This window comes from Actinacidiphila acidipaludis (assembly GCF_019890725.1).
Taxonomy (GTDB): domain Bacteria; phylum Actinomycetota; class Actinomycetes; order Streptomycetales; family Streptomycetaceae; genus Actinacidiphila; species Actinacidiphila acidipaludis.
Genome location: NZ_JAINZZ010000004.1, coordinates 199,189 through 216,790, shown reverse-complemented (window position 1 = coordinate 216,790; position 17,602 = coordinate 199,189). Strand labels below are relative to the sequence as shown.

Sequence of the window (17,602 nt, the reverse complement as noted above, 5' to 3'; positions counted from 1 at the left end):
CGGGATGTCACGCCGCCGTCCGGCCTGAGCAACCCCGATCCCGGGTAACGTCGTCTCCCACAGGGATGTGGTGGCACAGCGGTGCCACAGCGACGGCCGAAGGGGTCAGGGGAGCACCATGCCGGAAAAGCGCCATTGGAGCGTCGCGCTGGCCTCAGGGCTGGCCAACCTCGCCGGGCGCATCGAACAACGGCAGGCCGAGGTCAGCGCACGCGACGCCGACGCCCGGCAGGGCACGGACCCTGCCGCACCCGGGCACGACGCCGGCTCCGCCACGGCGGAGCCGGCCGCCCGGTCCGCCCCGGCCGCGGCACGAGCCACCCCGGCCCCCGCTCCGGCGGCGGCCGTCGCCACCGCCGAGCGGCCCGCCGTGCCGCGCGCCGTCCCGGCCCAGCGCACCGCGGCCTCCGTGAGCCCGGTCTCGGCCGTGCCGTGGAGCATGCGGGTCGCCGCCGAGATCGGCTGGCGGCTGCTGATCCTGGCCGGCAGCGTGTACGTGCTGATGCGGGTCATCGACGCGGTCCGCCTGGTCGTCCTGGCGTTCGTCGCCGCCCTGCTCATCAGCGCGCTGCTCCAGCCCTTCGTGGCCCGCCTCAAACGAGCCGGGGTTCCCCGCGGACTGGCCACGGCCATGGTCTGCATAGGGGGCTTCGTCGTCATCGGCCTGGTCGGCTGGTTCGTCGTCTGGCAGGTGATGGACAACGTCGACAACCTGTCCGGCAGCCTCCAGGACGGCATCGCCGAGGGCAAGAAGTGGCTGCTGAACAGCCCCTTCCACGTCACCGACGACCAGATCAACCAGGTCGCGAACAACCTGAGCAACGCGCTGAGCCACAACACCAAGCAGCTCACCGACGCCGGCCTGGAGGGCGTCACCTTCATCGTCGAGCTGCTGACCGGCATGCTGCTGGCGATGTTCAGCACGATCTTCCTGCTCTACGACGGCCCCAACATCTGGAACTGGGTGCTGCGGCTGTTCCCCGAGGCCTCGCGCGAGGCCCTCGGCGGTGCGGGTCCGCGCGCCTGGCGCACCCTCACCCTGTACGTGCGCGGCACCGTGATCGTCGCGATGATCGACGCCATCTTCATCGGCATCGGCATCTTCTTCCTCGGCGTGCCGATGGCCGTCCCGCTGGCCGTGGTCATCTTCCTGTCGTCGTTCGTGCCGCTGGTCGGCGCGGTCACCTCGGGCGCGGTCGCGGTGGTCGTGGCGCTGGTGACCGAGGGTCCGTTCACCGCCGTGCTGGTGCTCGCGGTGGTGCTGGCCGTGCAGCAGATCGAGGGTCACATCCTGCAGCCGTTCATCCTCGGCCGCGCGGTGCGGGTCCACCCGCTGGCCGTGGTGCTGTCGGTGGCCGCCGGCTCGCTGGTCGGCGGGATCGGCGGCGCGGTCGTCGCCGTGCCGCTCGTCGCGGTGGGCAACACCGTCGTCGGCTATCTGCGCGCCCACCACCGGGAGGCCACGGCCGCGGCGGCCGGGACCGTCGACGGGGACGTGCTCGCCGCGCCGGCGCAGCACGCGGCCGCGGTGCCGGCCGACGACGCGGCGCACGACGCGGCGCTCGCGACCGCACCCGCCGCCGTTCACGTCTCGGCGCCCGACGCGGCCGCTGGGACGGCGACCCGGGCCGGCGCCGAGCCGCGGCCGGCCGGACCGGCGGGCACGACCGGTGAGACGGGTGAGACCCGTGAGACCGGCGAGAACGGAGTCCCGCCCGCCGCCGAGCCCTCCGCGGACAGCGCCCCGACCGCGGACGCCCCGACGCACTGACCGGACTGACGCACTGACCGGACTGACGCACTGACCGGGCTGACCGGACTGAACTGTGGTCCGATCCCCGCCGGCCCGAACTCCCAGGAGGGGCCCGGCCGTCGCACGACGGCCGGGCCCCTCCTGACTGCGGCGGTGGACGGCTACTCGGTGCGCAGGCCGTCCGCCCGCATCAGCCGCCACAGCGGCGGCATGCTCAGCAGCGTCACCCCGAGGACGACCGCCGCGCCGATGGCCGACATCGCGGCCATCCCGCTCCAGTCCGGGTGGAACGGCCGGCTGGTCATCGCCAGCAGCGCGGCCCCGAGGCCCAGACCGCCGGCGCAGGCCAGCACCAGACCCAGTACCACCGGGATCGCGGTCTGCCACAGCACCGACCAGGCCAGCGCACTGCGCCGGGTGCCGAACGCCACCAGGACCGCGAGCAGCTTCTTCCGGTCACGGAGCTGCTCCAGCATCATCACCAGCAGGCTCGCGCCGATCAGCGCCATGGTCAGGGCCGCACCGGCGAACAGGCCGCGCCGCAGCTGGGTGTAGGAGTTCTGCTGGGTGGTGGAGTGCACGGTGAACACGTCCACGCCGATCCCCAGCTTCGCCGTGGTGTTGCGCACGTACTCCACCGCCTCGGGCTGCCGCGGGTCCAGGACCACCATGGAGTTCGCCGTCGGCGACGACAGCAGCGAGGTGTCGAGCGCCTGCGGGGTGGCGAACAGGCCCCACGACAGGCTGCCCGTCGGGTCCGTCCGGGGCGCGGCCGTGCGCGCGGTCCGCGGGATCGTCCAGAGCCGGGGCGTGCCGACGTAGGCCGACTGCGGCGGCCCGTTGAGGTCCAGCCGCGAGCCGGGCCTGAGGTAGGAGCGGGCCGACCCGGGGTCGCCCATGCCGTCGGCCGGCGGCACGATGAAGACGCTGCCCGGGGAGCACGCGGACACCTGGGCCATCTGCCGCAGCGTCGGGCAGTCGCCGACCACCACGGGCAGGTACGCGAAGTCGCCGTCCCGGACCCGGTCCGCGTCCGGCTGGGTGGCGTCGGCGTTGACGTAGCCGTACGCCTGCCGGACGCCGCGGGTCGCGGCGATCCGCTGGTTGAAGTCCCGTGCCTGCGCGCCGTTCGCGACGGGTGCGTCGACCATGACCTGCGCCCGGCTCGGGTCGCCCCCGGTCTCGTGCACGAAGTCGCCGTCGACCGCGGTGAACAGCATCTGCAGGGCGATGGCCCCGGCCACCGCGACGGTGACGCCGCTGACCATGCGGGCCGCGGCGTTGCTGCTGAGCTGCAGCCGCCGGGTGGCGAGTTGCCAGGCGACCGGGCCGCCGCGGAGCCGCCCGACCACCTGCTCGACGACCCACGGCAGTACGGCGGTGACGCCGATCAGCATGAGCACCGCGCCCGTGGCGGTCTGGTACACGTTCAGGTTGCTGTCGCCGTGGACGTGCCCGAACTGCGGGAGCAGCAGCACCAGTCCGACCACCGGGATCACCAGCCGCCACCACACCCGGCGGCCGCGGCCGACACCCTGCCGGACCACCCCGAGCGGCTCGATCGCGGTCCCGCGCAGGCTCAGCATCGTCACCGCGACCGCGGTCAGCGGCACCGCCAGGACGATCAGCACGGCCAGTGTGGTGGCCGGCGTCATGTCGGCCGGGTACGCGGAGATGCCGCGGATGGTGACATGCGACGCGAGTTGCCGGCCGGCGAAGAACAGCCCGCCGCCGACCAGCAGTCCGAGGACCGACCCGAACAGCGCCTCCCCGGCCGCGATCCGGCGTGTCATCCGGTTGTCCGCGCCGACCAGGCGCAGTGCGGCCAGCCGCCGGTCACGGCGTTCGCCGCCCAGCCGGACCGCGGTGGCGATGAACACCCCGACGGGCAGCAGCAGCACCACCAGCATGATGACCAGCAGCAGGTCGAACGTCGGCCCCATCACGGCGGAGTTGCTGCGGTGCCCGAAGCCGGTGATCCGGTCGGCGTTGCCGTTGCGGTACTCGGCGTCGCGCGCGGTCAGCCGGTCGCTGCCGGCGTAGAAGTACAGCTCGGCGGGACCCATCAGGCCGGCGCGGCCGATGGCGCCGTCGATCGTGTACGGGATGCGCTGGCGCAACAGCGGTGAACCGTCCAGCAGGCGGTGCAGCGCGGGGGAGACGACCATGTGCCCGGGCGCGGGCAGCTTCGTCACGCCCGGCGGCGTGGCGGCGTTCGGCCCGTCCGGCTGCAGCAGGATGCCGGTGATGTCCTTGTCGTGGTACGTGGTGTCGGCCTCGGCCGACAGCAGCGTGCTGTCGGTGGGCTTGGCGACGTAACCGGAGGACATCGCGTCTCGGGCGACCCGTTTGTGGTCCCGCACGGTCATCATCGGGGGCACCGCCGCGGCCAGCAGCAGGAGTGCGACGCCGAGGCCCACGCCGACCGCGGTCAGCACCGTCCGGGTCCAGCCCTCGCGGCCGCCGCCGGCCGCGAACCGCGCGCCGAGCGCCAGGTCGCGGGCCCAGGTGCGCACGCCGGCGCCCGAGTCGGGGGCGCGGTCGGGGCCGGCGCCGGACGGCGCCCGGTCGAAGCCGGCGAACGGCTCGTGGGGCGCGCTCATGACACCCGTTCCGTGTCGCGCGACTTCCCGTCCCGCACGACGATCTCCCGGTCGGAATAGGCGGCCACGCGCGCCTCGTGGGTCACCAGGACGACGGCGGCGCCGGTGTCGTGCGCGGCGTCCGTCAGCAGGCGCATCACCCGCTCGCCGTTCAGCGAGTCCAGCGCGCCGGTCGGCTCGTCGGCGAAGATCACCCGCGGGCCGGCCACCAGCGCGCGGGCCACCGCGACCCGCTGGCCCTGACCGCCGGACACCTCGCCGGGCCGCTGGCCCGCGACGTCCGCGACCTCCAGGCGCTCCAGCCAGGCCGCCGCCTTGGCCTCGGCGGCCCTGCGCCGCTCACCGGCCAGCCGCAGCGGGATCGCCACGTTCTCCAGGCAGGTCAACTCAGGGACGAGCTGGCCGAACTGGAAGACGAAGCCGAAGTCGGAACGCCGCAGGGCGCTGCGCCGGCCGTCGGACATCGCGGTCAGGTCCTGCCCGCGGTAGCGCAGCTCGCCGGAGTCGGCCCGCACGATGCCGGCCAGGCAGTGCAGCAGGGTGGACTTCCCGGACCCCGACGGGCCCATCACGGCCACCACTTCACCGGCCCGCACGGTCAGGTCGGCGCCGTCCAGCGCCGCGGTCCGGCCGTAGGACTTGCGGACGTCCGTCGCCTGGAGAAGGGGTTCCGTGGTCATCGGGTCACCGCCGCGGCGAGCTGGTCCAGGCGGGCGGCGGTGAGCTCGAGCCAGCGCAGGTCGGCCTCCAGGTGGAACAGGGCGTGGTCGCAGATGAGTTGGTCCGCCAGGTCGTCGGAGGACTTGCGACGGGTCAGCTCGCGCATCAGCCGCAGGTGCTCGGCGCGCTGCGTGTCGAGCAGGTCGGCGGCCGAGCGGCCGGTGAGCAGCGCCAGGACGACCTTGGTGTACAGGGTCGTCTGCAGGTAGGGCTCGGGCCGCTCGGGCTGGGCCAGCCAGGCCTCGACGTCGGTGATGCCGGCGTCGGTGATGGCGTACCGCTTGCGTTCCGGGCCGCCGCCGGGCTCGATGCCCTCGACCTCGACGAGGCCGTTCTTCAGCAGCCGGGCCATCGTCGAGTAGACCTGGCCGTAGGCGAGGGGGCGGTCGTGCCCGAACCGTTCGTCGAACGCGCGCTTCAGGTCGTATCCGTGGCGCGGGCCGGACTCCAGGAGTCCGAGGAGGGTGTGGCCGATTGACATGCCGCCCACACTACACGCCGTGTATACCCTCCATGTATACCCCCCGCGCATACCCCTTCCGCCCGGGTTCGCGCCCTTGCGCCGGGCCCCCCTTCGCCCGTCGAGGCGGGCAGTTGACGGCGGGCCTCAGCCCCGATGGGGGCGCGGTCGATGACGCGGCGCAGCGAGAGGTGCGCGCGATGCAGTCCCGGGGCACAGGCCATCCACACCGGCCCCGGGACTGCGTCCGCCGGGCGCGGGCCTCAGCGCTCGCCTTCCCTCGGACCTCCGCGCGGCTGCCCCCACTGTGACCGCAAGCCCCGGCTGCTGTCGCGCCCGCGACCGCCCCCACCGCACAGGCGTGCCGGGCCCCCGCGGCGGGACCCGGCACGACGGCTCACGTCAGATGATGGGCAGCTCGAACCAGACGACCTTGCCTGCGCCCAGCCGGGTGGCACCCCAGCGCTGAGCCATCCGGTTGACGAGGTACAGCCCGCGCCCGCCCTCCTCCTCGGGAGCGGCATGCCGCATGCGCGGCAGCAGCGGCGCGTCGTCGCCGACCTCGCACCGCAGCACGTCGGTGCGCAGCAGCCGCAGCGTGATGGGCCGTTCCGCGTACCGCACCGCGTTGGTGACGATCTCGCTGACCAGCAGTTCCGCCGCGTCGACCTGGTCCTCCAGGTCCCAGCGGCGCAGCGCCTGGCGGACCAGGCGGCGGGCCCGGCCCGCGGTCTGCGCCTGCGGCTCCAGGAACCAGTACGCCACGTCGCTCGGCGCGATCCCGGCGAACCGCGCGGCGAGCAGCGCGATGTCGTCGTCGCGGTCGCCGGGCCCGAGGATCTCCAGCACCTCGTCGCACAGCGGCTCCAGCGGTGGCGGCGACAGCACCGTCGCCGCGTCGTGCAGGCGTTCGCGCAGCAGCTCGATGCCGCCCCACACGTCGCGGCTGCGCGACTCCACCAGCCCGTCGGTGTAGAGCAGCAGCGTCGCCCCGGCCGGCGCGGGCAGCTCCACCGCCTCGAACGGCACGCCGCCCACGCCGATCGGCGCGCCCGGCGGCACCCGCAGCACCTCCGCGAGGCCGTCCGCGTGCAGCAGTACCGGCGGCGGGTGACCGGCGTTGGCCACCACCATGCGGTGCGCGATGGGGTCGTAGACGGCGTAGACGCAGGTCGCCATGCGGTCCTGGCCGAGCCGCTGGGCCTGTTCGTCCAGGTGGTACAGCACTTCCTGGGGCGCGAGGTCCAGCCCGGCCAGGGTCTGCACGGTCGTCCGCAGCTGACCCATGATGGCCGCGGACGTCATGGAGTGGCCCATGACGTCGCCGACCACCAGCGCCACCCGGCTGCCGGGCAGCGGGATCGCGTCGTACCAGTCGCCGCCGACCCGCGCCGACTCCGCGGCCGGCAGGTAACGGCTGGCGAGGTGGACGCCGGTGGGCTGCGGCAGGGAGTCCGGCAGCATCTCGCGCTGCAGGGCGTCGGCGATGTACGCCTCGCGGCCGTAGAGCACCGCCTTGTCGACGCCGAGCGCGGTGTGGGTGGCCAGTTGGGCGGCCACCAGCAGGTCGTCGGCCTCGAACGCGGGCCGGTCGGGCCGGCGCAGCAGCACCGCCGCGCCGATCACGCGGCGGCGGCCACGCAGCGGCGCGAGCAGCGCCCGGCGGCCGGTCGGCAGCGGGCTCGCGGGGTTGCCGAGGAGTTCGGCGAGCGCGTCCGCGGCCCGCGGGGACTCCGCGAACACCGGGCGGACACCGCGCAGCACCTCGGCCAGCGGGCCGTCGAGCAGCACCCCGATCGTCTCGGAGGCGTACGCCGGTTCCAGGGCGGGCACCAGCGGGACCGCGCCGACCGGCGCGTCACCGGCCGGGTCGGGCCCGTCCAGCCCGCCGTCCGCGCGGCGCAGCCGCAGCCGCAGCGGACCCGACGGCCGCTCGTCGCCGACCGGCAGCGGGTCGCGCAGATAGACCAGGATCGCGTCGGCGAACGCGGGCACCGCGGACCGGCACAGGCCCAGCAGGATCTCGTCGAGGTCCAGACCGCGGGCGATCCGGCGGGTGGCGGCCCCGACGTACCGCAGGCGGTCGGCCTCGGGGCCGGTCTGTGCCGGCATCGGAATGCGCATGCCCACCGAGTCCTCGTCCCCGGGGTGCCCGGCGGCCTCCAGCGGAGTGCCCCGCGGCGGTGTGCTGACGAAGGACCCCAGCACCTCGCCGCCGTCCGGCGTCCCCGGCATCCAGCCGCTGCCGTGCGCCGGGATGGGCGGGAGCGGCGGGAGTTGGCCCTCGGACGTGTGCCGGCCGCGTTCCTCGTGCGGCGGCGACTGGGGCTGCGGCTGCGGCTGGGGTTCCGGCCGGGGATCCCGCGGCCCGGACGCGCCCTTGCCGTACTCCTGCCGGTGGGGCCGCTGCCCGTACGGGTCATCGGCGGGCGGGGTCTGCCCGTGCGCGTTCTGCCCGTGGGGGTTGCGTTCCGGGGGATTCTGCCCGTGGGAGTTCTGTGCGTGCCGGCCCTGCTCGTGCGGGTCCTCGCCGGGCGGGGTGGACGCGGCCGCGCCCTGGGCAGGGTCGGACGGGGCGTCGCGGTAGGGACTCGTCGCTCCCTGCGGGTCTGCCGCTTCTTGTCCGGCCACGCGCTCACCATACGACCCAGGCGCATCCGGCGTGCCTGGTCCGGCAGGGTCGGTCCCGGTCTCCCCGCCGACGGGGCCTGCGGACTGCGCTGCGGAGTCGGCCGGGGACTCCCGGTGATCGCCGCGCTCAACCGGTTCGCCCCCCGCGACCTGCCCGCCAGGCGGGCCGGCGGCTCCCCGCTCATCGTGTTCGGCACCGTCGCCGGGACCGGCCGGACCGCTCGCGCCGGCCGCCTCCGCGGCATGGCCACGCGGGCCGCCGGCCTCCTCGGCGCCGGCCGGGTCGCCGCCGCGGGCGTGCGGATCGGCCGGGAGCGGACAGGGGCGGCCGGGCGCGGCGTGCGGCGCCGCGTCCGGCGGGGTCTGCGGCAGCGAGTCCAGGCCGAAGCCGCCGCGCGGGTCCGGCGGCGCGGCAGGGGTTCGGGGAGGGCGGGGCTGGTCCGTGGTCACGCGAGTCGATCCATCCGTCGGTGCGCCGCCGCGACCACCGCGCGGCGGGGCTCGAACCTGGCCGGTTCAGGCACGTCGGCAGTAGAGGAAGAGCTGCAGCTCCGGAGGTACGTCGGAGCTCGCCGGCGCGTACGCGAACGACTCCTCCTTGATCACCTCGAAGCCCGCATCCGTCACCACGTCGCGCAGTTCGTCCCGTAGATAACCGGATACCCGGATCGTGTTCCCCAGGAACGGGATCTGCATGTCGTCCACGTCGGCCTCGACCATGGACAGCGCCAGCAGCCCGCCGGGTTCCAGCAGGTCGTGGACGGTGCGCAGCAGGTAGGGGATCTCCGGGCGGGGCAGCATGAGCAGTGCGAAGAACGCGGCGACGCCGGCGAAGCTGCCCCCGGCCAGCGCGCCGCCGCCCACCAGATCGCCCATGTCGGCGCGGACGAACTCGGCCTCCGGCACGTTGCGCCGGGCCAGTTCCAGCATCCTGGGGGAGAGGTCGATCCCGGTGACCCGGAGGCCGCCGTCGGTGAGCTGGCGGGCGGTGGGCATCCCGGTACCGCAGGCGAGGTCGAGCACCCGGGAGCCCCGCGGCAGCGAGGCGGTCAGCCAGCCCCCGGCCTCGATCTGGCCCTCCTTGTGCGGGAAGGCCTCGTCGTACCGGTCGCCGATGGCGTCGAACGCCTCGGCCTGCCCGGTCCGGTCCTTCTCCAGGTCCTCGTAGCCGCCGGTTCCCACTGCTCAGGGCCTCCCTGACTGCTCATCCGTCCGGTGGACGACGCCCGGCAGAGGCGTCATCGGCGTGTGTGCTGGCTGTGCTGCGACGTGCGCGGGCCCGCACCTGCCCATGACGCAGTGTCAAACTCTGGGCTGTGCTCGGCAATTGTGCAGTGTTCCGGAGCACGATCCTACGGTTGACCGACAGGGACGCAACAAGGGGCTCCGCGGTTCCCTGGCTCGTGCCGCGGACCTGCCGGTCAGCGGCTTCAGACCCCCGGACGGGCCCAGTCCGCCGGCAGCGACGGCACCGGCCACGCCGGATCGGGGCGCCAGTCCTGCCAGTGGTCACGGAACGGATGGCCCCAGGCGCGGATCACCCCGACCGCCCGGTGACCGGCCTCGCGCACCCCGGCGGCGAGCGCGGCCGGCATCAGCCCGTCGGCCTGCGCCTGGGCGAACTCGTCCTCGTCCCGCCAGTGCCAGCTGCGGTCCGGGTGCACGGAGATGTCGAGGAAGTGGTCCTCCGAGTCCACCCCGCCCGACCAGCGGCGCAGCGGCTCCTCGAGGTTGACGTACCAGCTGCGGAACTGCCATCCCGGCTCCCAGAACAGCCACACCGACCACGGCTCGCCCGGCCGCGCCAGCTTCAGCACGCCGGTGCCCCACCAGCGCTCCACGCTCGGCACGTGCGGCTTGCGGTACCGCGTCTCCAGCGGTTCGCGGTACACCGGCGTGCCGTCGGCCATCACCGGCCGCACCACCGGGGTGTCCGGGGCCATCCACACCGCCAGCAGCTCGGTGTCGTCACGCACCACCGTCACGGGCCGGCAGATGTGCACCGCGTCGGTGCCGTTGCCGCGATAGCGCCACAGCACCTGGTCGCCGGGGGCCCAGAAGTGCCGCTGCTGTCCGTTACGGATCGAGGTGTCGACGTCGGCTGTCATGAACAGAGCTTACGGATCACCCGTCACGGACGGGTCATACGCAACACGTCGAGTGCCGCGTCGAGCTGCTCCTCCGTCAGCAGCCCGCGTTCGACGTAGCCGCCCTCGATGACCGCCTGCCGGATGGTCTTCCGCTCCGCCAGCGCCTTCTTCGCCACCTTCGCGGCCTCCTCGTAGCCGATCCAGCGGTTCAGCGGCGTCACCACGGACGGCGAGGACTCCGCGTACTCGCGGGCCCGCTCCGGGTGGGCGGTGATCCCGTCGATCGTGCGGTCGGCCAGCAGCCGGGAGACGTTGGCGAGCAGGCGCACCGACTCCAGCACGTTGCGGGCGATGACCGGCAGCATGACGTTGAGCTCGAAGTTGCCCGCCGCACCGGCAACGGTGATCGCGGTGTCGTTGCCGGTGACCTGCGCGGCGACCATCAGCACCGCCTCGGGCACCACCGGGTTGACCTTGCCGGGCATGATCGAGGAGCCCGGCTGCAGGTCGGGCAGGCTGATCTCGGCGAGGCCGGTGCGCGGTCCCGAGGCCATCCAGCGCAGGTCGTTGGCGATCTTGGTCAGGCCGACGGCGATGGTCCGGAGCTGGCCGGACGTCTCGACCACCGCGTCGCGGGCGCCCTGCGCCTCGAAGTGGTTGCGGGCCTCGGTCAGCGGCAGGCCGGTGGCCCGGGCGACCTCGGCGATCACCGCGGCGGGGAAGCCGGGCGGGGTGTTGATGCCGGTGCCGACCGCGGTGCCGCCCAGCGGGAGCTCGGCCAGCCGCGGCAGCACCGCCCGGAGCCGCTCGACGCCGTACCGGACCTGGGCCGCGTACCCGCCGAACTCCTGGCCGAGGGTGACGGGCGTGGCGTCCATCAGATGGGTGCGGCCGGCCTTCACCACGTCCTGGAACTCCGCGGCCTTGGCCTCCAGGGCCTCGGCGAGGCGGGTCAGCGCGGGGACCAGGTCGCGGGTGACCGCCGCGGTGGCGGCGATGTGGATCGAGGAGGGGAACACGTCGTTGGACGACTGCGAGGCGTTGACGTCGTCGTTCGGGTGGACGCCGCGGCCCAGGCGCTCGGTGGCCAGGGTGGCGATGACCTCGTTGGTGTTCATGTTCGAGGAGGTGCCGGAACCGGTCTGGAAGACGTCGACCGGGAAGTGCTCGTCCCAGCGGCCCTCCGCGACCTCGGCGGCGGCCTCCTGGATCGCCTCGGCGACGTCCTTGTCCAGCACGCCGAGCTCGGCGTTCACCTTGGCGGCGGCCGCCTTGATCCGCGCCAGCGCCTCGATGTGGGCGCGCTCGATGCGCTGCCCGGAGATCGGGAAGTTCTCCACCGCCCGCTGCGTCTGCGCCCGCCACTTCGCCTCACGGGGCACGCGGACGTCCCCCATCGAGTCGTGCTCCACCCGGTATGCGTCATCACCCATACCTGTAACAGTGCCCAGCCCGCACCCTTTTGTTCCCCCGTGCCCCCGTCCGGCCCTCGGCGGGCGGGGCGGGGGTGCCGCGGTCGTGCGTAGGGGGACGCGGTAGGGCGCGGTCGGAGGCGCCGGGCCGGTCAGGCGGAGGGGCGGACGGGGATGGAGGTGAAGGTGGGGGCGGGGGCCGGGTCGGTGAAGAAGTCGTTGCCCTTGTCGTCGACGACGACGAACGCCGGGAAGTCCTCCACCTCGATCTTCCAGACCGCCTCCATGCCCAGCTCGGCGTACTCCAGGACCTCCACCTTCTTGATGCAGTCCTGGGCCAGCCGCGCGGCCGGGCCGCCGATCGAGCCGAGGTAGAAGCCGCCGTGCGCGGCGCACGCCTCGGTGACCTGCCGGGACCGGTTGCCCTTGGCGAGCATCACCATCGAGCCGCCGGCCGCCTGGAACTGCTCGACGTAGGCGTCCATCCGCCCGGCCGTGGTCGGGCCGAACGAACCCGACGCGTAGCCCTCGGGCGTCTTGGCCGGCCCGGCGTAGTACACGGCGTGGTCCCGCAGGTACTGCGGCATCTCCTCGCCCGCGTCCAGCCGCTCCTTGATCTTGGCGTGCGCGATGTCGCGGGCCACGACCAGCGGGCCGGACAGCGACAGCCGGGTCTTGACCGGGTACTTCGTCAGCTCGGCACGGATCTCGTCCATCGGCCGGTTGAGGTCGATGCGGACGACGTCGTCGTCCAGGTGCTCGTCCGTGGTCTCCGGCAGGAAGCGCGCCGGGTCGGTCTCCAGCTGCTCCAGGAACACGCCCTCGGGCGTGATCTTCGCCAGCGCCTGGCGGTCGGCGGAGCAGGAGACGGCGATCGCGACCGGGCAGGACGCGCCGTGCCGAGGCAGCCGCACCACGCGCACGTCGTGGCAGAAGTACTTGCCGCCGAACTGCGCCCCGATGCCGATCTTCTGGGTGAGCTCGAAGACCTGCTGCTCCAGCTCCTTGTCGCGGAAGCCGTGCCCGGCCGCCGAGCCCTCGGCGGGCAGCTCGTCCAGGTAGTGCGCGGACGCGTACTTGGCGGTCTTCAGCGCGAACTCCGCGCTGGTGCCGCCGACGACGATCGCCAGGTGGTACGGCGGGCAGGCGGCGGTGCCCAGCGACCGGATCTTCTCCTCCAGGAAGCGCATCATCGACGCCTCGTTGAGGACCGCCTTGGTCTCCTGGTAGAGGAAGGACTTGTTGGCGCTGCCGCCGCCCTTGGCCATGAAGAGGAACTTGTAGGCGCCGCCGTCGGTCGCGTACAGCTCGATCTGCGCCGGCAGGTTGGAGCCGGTGTTCTTCTCCTCCCACATGGTCAGCGGGGCCATCTGGGAGTAGCGCAGGTTCAGCTTGGTGTACGCGTCGAAGATGCCGCGGGACAGCGCCTCCTCGTCCCCGCCCGACGTCAGCACGTTCTGGCCGCGCTTGCCCATGACGATCGCGGTGCCGGTGTCCTGGCACATCGGCAGCACGCCGGCCGCGGCGATGTTGGCGTTCTTCAGCAGGTCCAGCGCCACGAAGCGGTCGTTGGGGCTGGCCTCCGGGTCCTCCAGGATCCGCTGCAGCTGCGCCAGGTGCGCGGGCCGCAGGTAGTGGGAGATGTCGTGCATCGCCTCGGCGGCCAGTCGCCGCAGCGCCTCGGGCTCGACCTTCAGGAACGTCCGGCCGTCGGCCTCGAAGGTGCTGACCCCTTCGGAGGTGATGAGACGGTACGGGGTGGTGTCCTCGCCGAGGGGGAGCAGATCCGTATAGGCGAACTCGGGCATGGGCGGCATTCCTCACTCGGCTGCGTCGACGCTGAAGCGCATCAAGCGTAGAACGTCCCGGCGGCCCGGAACCTGTGAGGTAGGGCTCATCCCGGCGTGAGCTACGGCTCACCGAGCGCCCGCCCGGTCACCGGGCGAAGGGGCCGGGGTGCGACCCGGGGTGGAGGGGGAAGGGGGCGCCCCCTAAGGGGCGGTTCCGGGTGGGGTCCGGCGCGCCTCGGGGTAGTCGCGATCTATCGCGTCTGTGTACGGTGAGCGCGTGGATGAATCGCAGCTCCAGAAGCGCCCGCAGCCGGCGGATGCACCGGCCCGCACCGGGGGGCCGGCCGAGGCCGTCGACCTGCGCGCGTCGGACGCCGACCGGGACCGGATCGCCGACATCCTGCGTGAGGCGCTCGCCGAGGGCCGCCTCGACGCCACCGAGCACTCCGAGCGGCTCGACCGCGTCTACGCGGCCAAGACCCAGGGCGAACTGGAGCCGCTCGTCAGGGATCTGCCCGCCGGTGCGGCCGGGCGGCCCCAACCCGCCCCCGCGCCGCGTCCGTTCACCCCCGGCTCGGGCGGCGAGAACCCGAACCTGGTCGGCATCCTCGGCGGCGCCGAGCGCAAGGGCCGCTGGCGGGTGGGCAACCGGATCACCGCGGTGGCGATCATGGGCGGCGTCGAGATCGACCTGACCGAAGCCACCTTCACCTCACCGGAGTTGGTCATCCACTGCACGGCCGTCATGGGCGGCGTCAGCATCAAGCTGCCGGAGAACGTCACACTGCGCGGCGGCGGGGTCGTCGGCATCATGGGCGGCTCCGACGTCAAGGCGTTCGAGGCGCCCGACCCCGGCGCGCCGGTCGTCCGCGTCGACGGATTCGCCTTCTGGGGCGGCGTGGAGGCCAAGGCCAAGCGCGGCAAGAAGATCCGCGACTGGACGAAGAAGCAGCTCGACGACTGAACCGCGTCCCCGCGGCCGACGTGACTCAGGACGCGGCCGACACCCGGGGCCGGCCGCTCGACTCGCCTCTGTGACAGGCCCGTTGGACGGCGCGGATGGGGCTGATGTGACGGTGGCGAACACGGTGCGCATGAAGTCGCGCACAGCGGGTAGGGGAAGGAGCACGTCACGCGCCGTCGACCCGGCGGGCCCGGTCCGGGTGCCGGCAAGACGGCAGGCCAGCGTGGCCCCCGCCGAGCCGTCGTCAGGAGTTTCCCGTGCTTCAACCGATCGAGCCCGTCATGGACCCGTCCTTCCCGCCAGGTCACCCGCGGGATCTGGGCGGCCCATGGCACTCGGAGGCCGCCTGCCGCAGTGACGAGGCGGGGCTGTTCTTCGCTCCCTCCAAGGAGCCGACGGCGGCCCGGCTGTCGCGCGAGGAAGCGGCCAAGCGCGTCTGCGCTCGCTGCCCGGTGATGCTCGAATGCCGTGAACACGCCCTGCTGCAGCCCGAGCCCTACGGGGTGTGGGGCGGGATGACCGCCGCGGAGCGCCGTGTGGTGCTGGCCCGCCGGCGGCGCCGCGAAGTCGAACTCCAGCGCCCGGCCGCCCAGATAGCCGCCGCGGGCTGAACCGCCGCTCCCACCGCCGCGATCCGGGAATACGGGGCCCGGACGGCGGCGGAGGGGGCGGGAGCCGGAGCGGGGTCCGTCAGTGGCTGCCGCGGTCGAAGTCGACGGCGCTGTACGCGCGCAGCTTCGACAGCTGGTGCACCGAGTCGATCTGCCGGATCGTGCCGGACTTGGAGCGCATCACCAGGGACGAGGTGGTGGCGGTCTCCGCCCGGTAGCGCACACCGCGCAGCAGTTCGCCGTCGGTGATGCCGGTGGCCACGAAGAACACGTTGTCGCCGCTGACCAGGTCGTGGGTGTGCAGCACCCGGTCCAGGTCGTGTCCGGCGTCCAGCGCCTTGCGCCGCTCGGCGTCGTCCTTGGGCCACAGCCGCCCCTGGATCGTGCCGCCCAGGCAGGCGATCGCGCAGGCCGAGATGATGCCCTCCGGCGTGCCGCCGATCCCCATCAGCATGTCCACGCCCGTCCCGTCGCGGACCGCCATGATCGCGCCGGCCACGTCGCCGTCGGTGATGAACTTGATCCGAGCGCCGGTCTCGCGGATCTCCTGCACCAGCCGGTCGTGCCGCGGCCGGTCCAGCACCACCACGGTGACGTCCTCGGGGGCGCTGCCCTTGGCCTTGGCGACCCGGCGGATGTTGACCTCGGTGGGGGCGGTGATGTCGACGAACTCCGCGGCCTCCGGCCCGACCACGAGCTTGTCCATGTAGAACACCGCCGACGGGTCGTACATCGTGCCGCGGTCGGCGACGGCCAGCACCGACACCGCGTTCGGCATGCCCTTGGCGGTGAGCGTGGTGCCGTCCACCGGGTCCACGGCGACGTCGCACTCCGCGCCGGTCCCGTCGCCGATCCGCTCCCCGTTGAAGAGCATCGGCGCTTCGTCCTTCTCGCCTTCGCCGATCACGACGACGCCGTTCATCGACACGGTGTGCACCAGGGTCCGCATCGCCTTGACGGCCGCGCCGTCCGCGCCGTTCTTGTCGCCGCGGCCGACCCACCGGCCGGCCGCCATGGCGGCGGCCTCGGTGACCCGCACCAGCTCCAGGGCCAGGTTGCGGTCGGGGGCCTCCGGGCTCACTTCGAGTTGCGGGGGCAGATGCTGCTCGGTCATCACAGCGCACCTTTCTGTACGAGGACGGCCGGATATGAGGGTGCTGTGACCCTATCGGGTGCCCGCCAATATGAGCAGGGGGCATGTCACATGAGCGCCATGGTGACTCCGCGGGCCCGCTGCCGCCACCCGGCGGTCGGGGCGCCCTGGGACATGGGGGACGATAGGGGCGTGGCAGCAGACAAGCGTGGCAACAACACGGTGCGGGACCTCCTGCTCTCGCTGGTGGTCCTGGGCTTCGTCGTCGGGGTGATCTACCTGTTCATCCCGCACGACTCGCACGCGGACCCGGTCAAGGGCGTCGCCGTCTCGTACTCGGTCGAGCTGGGGCAGGCCCGGCGCGACGCCCCCTACCCGGTGGCCGGCCCCGAGGGCCTGGGCGCCGACTGGCGGTCCACCTCGGTCAGCTACAACGGGGCGGACCGGAAGAACGTCACCTGGCACCTCGGCTTCGTCGACCCGCAGAGCCAGTACGTGGCGATCGAGCAGAGCAACGGCGCCGCCGACGCGTTCATCGCCTCGGTGACGCTGAACTCGCACCGCGACGGCACCGGCACGGTCGCCGCCGGCGGGCAGACCTGGGAGCGCTGGACCGGCGGCCGCTACACCGCCCTCGTCCGCAAGGACCCCAAGGTCACCACGGTGGTGCTCGGCACCGCGCCGGACGCCCAGCTCAAGCAGCTGGCCGCCGCGCTGCGGGAGCGCGGCGGCCAGTAGGAGCCGTTCGGGGCCAGGGGCGCCGCGCCGGCTGTCCGGCGCGGGGCCCGACGTCAGACGGTCGTGACGACCTCGTCGTAGGACAGCCGCGGGTGGCGCGGGCGCCATGCGTTCTCACCCGGCCTGCCGATGTTGACCACGGCCAGCACGGAGTGGTCGCCGTCGGTGAAGAAGTCCTTGTTGATGCCCTCGGCGTCGAAGCCGGTCATCGGGCCGGCGGCGAGCCCGGCGGCCCGCACGCCGATGATGAAGTAGCCGACCTGGAGCGCGCCGTTCAGCGCGGCGGACCGCTCCCGCACCGGACGCTCGCCGAAGATCACGTCCTTGGCCTGCGGGAAGTGCGGGTACTGGGTCGGCAGCTCCTCGTGGAACTCGTTGTCGACCGCGAGGACGGCGACCAGCGGGGCGGCGGCGGTCTTCGGCCGGTTGCCCTCGGACATGTGCGTGAGCAGGCGCTCGCGCGCCTCGGGGGAGCGGACCAGCAGCACGCGCAGCGGCTGCTGGTTGAAGGCGGTGGGGGCGTACTTCACCAGGTCGTAGATCGCCTGCATCTGCTCGTCGGTCACCGGCTCGTCGGTGAAGGTGTTCGCGGTGCGGGCCTCGCGGAAGAGCAGGTCCTGAGCGGTGGGGTCGAGGACGAGGGACATCGGGGTGCCTGGCCTTTCGGGGAGCGGCAGAGACGCATCCCTCAACGTGGGTGAAGATTCAATCATTCCGAGTTCAACTAAAAACTCGGC

Annotated in this window: 14 protein-coding genes; 4 read left to right on the top strand and 10 right to left on the bottom strand. The window is 73.3% G+C overall.

Annotation, left to right across the window (positions count from 1 at the left end):
• Positions 1–118 precede the first annotated feature (118 nt).
• Positions 119–1,771 carry an AI-2E family transporter gene (locus K7862_RS05615; protein ID WP_262412693.1) on the top strand — a complete coding sequence of 551 codons (1,653 nt, stop codon included), beginning with the start codon at positions 119–121 and terminating at the stop codon, positions 1,769–1,771.
• 143 nt (positions 1,772–1,914) lie between these two features.
• Here the strand turns inward: K7862_RS05615 and K7862_RS05610 are convergent, their stop codons facing one another.
• The 8 genes from K7862_RS05610 to K7862_RS05575 all read right to left on the bottom strand — a co-directional run bounded on the left by K7862_RS05610 (position 1,915) and on the right by K7862_RS05575 (position 13,477).
• Positions 1,915–4,356: an FtsX-like permease family protein gene (locus tag K7862_RS05610; RefSeq protein ID WP_262412692.1), complete on the bottom strand. Its 2,442-nt coding sequence runs from the start codon at positions 4,354–4,356 to the stop codon at positions 1,915–1,917.
• On the bottom strand, positions 4,353–5,036 hold the full coding sequence (locus tag K7862_RS05605; RefSeq protein ID WP_222961250.1) for an ABC transporter ATP-binding protein: 684 nt from the start codon (positions 5,034–5,036) through the stop codon (positions 4,353–4,355). Before K7862_RS05605 ends, K7862_RS05610 begins: the two co-directional genes overlap by 4 nt.
• On the bottom strand, positions 5,033–5,557 hold the full coding sequence (locus tag K7862_RS05600) for a PadR family transcriptional regulator (protein ID WP_222961248.1): 525 nt from the start codon (positions 5,555–5,557) through the stop codon (positions 5,033–5,035). Before K7862_RS05600 ends, K7862_RS05605 begins: the two co-directional genes overlap by 4 nt.
• Positions 5,558–5,938: 381 nt before the next feature.
• Positions 5,939–7,771, bottom strand: coding sequence for an ATP-binding SpoIIE family protein phosphatase (locus K7862_RS05595; protein ID WP_372461513.1), 1,833 nt, complete (start codon positions 7,769–7,771; stop codon positions 5,939–5,941).
• 912 nt (positions 7,772–8,683) lie between these two features.
• A complete protein-coding gene (locus tag K7862_RS05590) occupies positions 8,684–9,349 on the bottom strand; it encodes a class I SAM-dependent DNA methyltransferase (RefSeq protein WP_222961246.1) in 666 nt (221 codons plus the stop codon).
• A 248-nt stretch (positions 9,350–9,597) separates the two neighbouring features.
• Complete coding sequence (gene fomD, locus K7862_RS05585; RefSeq protein WP_222961245.1) at positions 9,598–10,275, bottom strand: cytidylyl-2-hydroxypropylphosphonate hydrolase; 678 nt, start codon at positions 10,273–10,275, stop codon at positions 9,598–9,600.
• A 23-nt stretch (positions 10,276–10,298) separates the two neighbouring features.
• The gene (locus K7862_RS05580; RefSeq protein WP_222961244.1) at positions 10,299–11,690 is read right to left on the bottom strand and encodes a class II fumarate hydratase; all 1,392 of its coding nucleotides are present in this window, start codon (positions 11,688–11,690) and stop codon (positions 10,299–10,301) included.
• A 131-nt stretch (positions 11,691–11,821) separates the two neighbouring features.
• A complete protein-coding gene (locus K7862_RS05575) occupies positions 11,822–13,477 on the bottom strand; it encodes a fumarate hydratase (protein WP_222961243.1) in 1,656 nt (551 codons plus the stop codon).
• Between the two features lie 259 nt (positions 13,478–13,736).
• On the opposite strand from K7862_RS05575, the gene K7862_RS05570 reads away from it, so the two are divergent.
• Entirely contained in the window at positions 13,737–14,423 is a 687-nt protein-coding gene (locus K7862_RS05570) for a DUF1707 SHOCT-like domain-containing protein (protein ID WP_222961242.1), read from the top strand.
• 281 nt (positions 14,424–14,704) lie between these two features.
• Complete coding sequence (locus tag K7862_RS05565) at positions 14,705–15,034, top strand: WhiB family transcriptional regulator (protein WP_262412729.1); 330 nt, start codon at positions 14,705–14,707, stop codon at positions 15,032–15,034.
• Between the two features lie 79 nt (positions 15,035–15,113).
• Here the strand turns inward: K7862_RS05565 and glpX are convergent, their stop codons facing one another.
• A complete protein-coding gene (gene glpX, locus K7862_RS05560) occupies positions 15,114–16,148 on the bottom strand; it encodes a class II fructose-bisphosphatase (protein WP_222961240.1) in 1,035 nt (344 codons plus the stop codon).
• A gap of 171 nt (positions 16,149–16,319) precedes the next feature.
• Here glpX and K7862_RS05555 point away from each other — a divergent pair, with 171 nt between their 5' ends.
• On the top strand, positions 16,320–16,865 hold the full coding sequence (locus K7862_RS05555; protein ID WP_308011853.1) for a DUF4245 domain-containing protein: 546 nt from the start codon (positions 16,320–16,322) through the stop codon (positions 16,863–16,865).
• A 53-nt stretch (positions 16,866–16,918) separates the two neighbouring features.
• On the opposite strand, the gene K7862_RS05550 is transcribed toward K7862_RS05555, so the two are convergent.
• Positions 16,919–17,512: a malonic semialdehyde reductase gene (locus tag K7862_RS05550; protein ID WP_222961238.1), complete on the bottom strand. Its 594-nt coding sequence runs from the start codon at positions 17,510–17,512 to the stop codon at positions 16,919–16,921.
• Between the last annotated feature and the right edge of the window lie 90 nt (positions 17,513–17,602).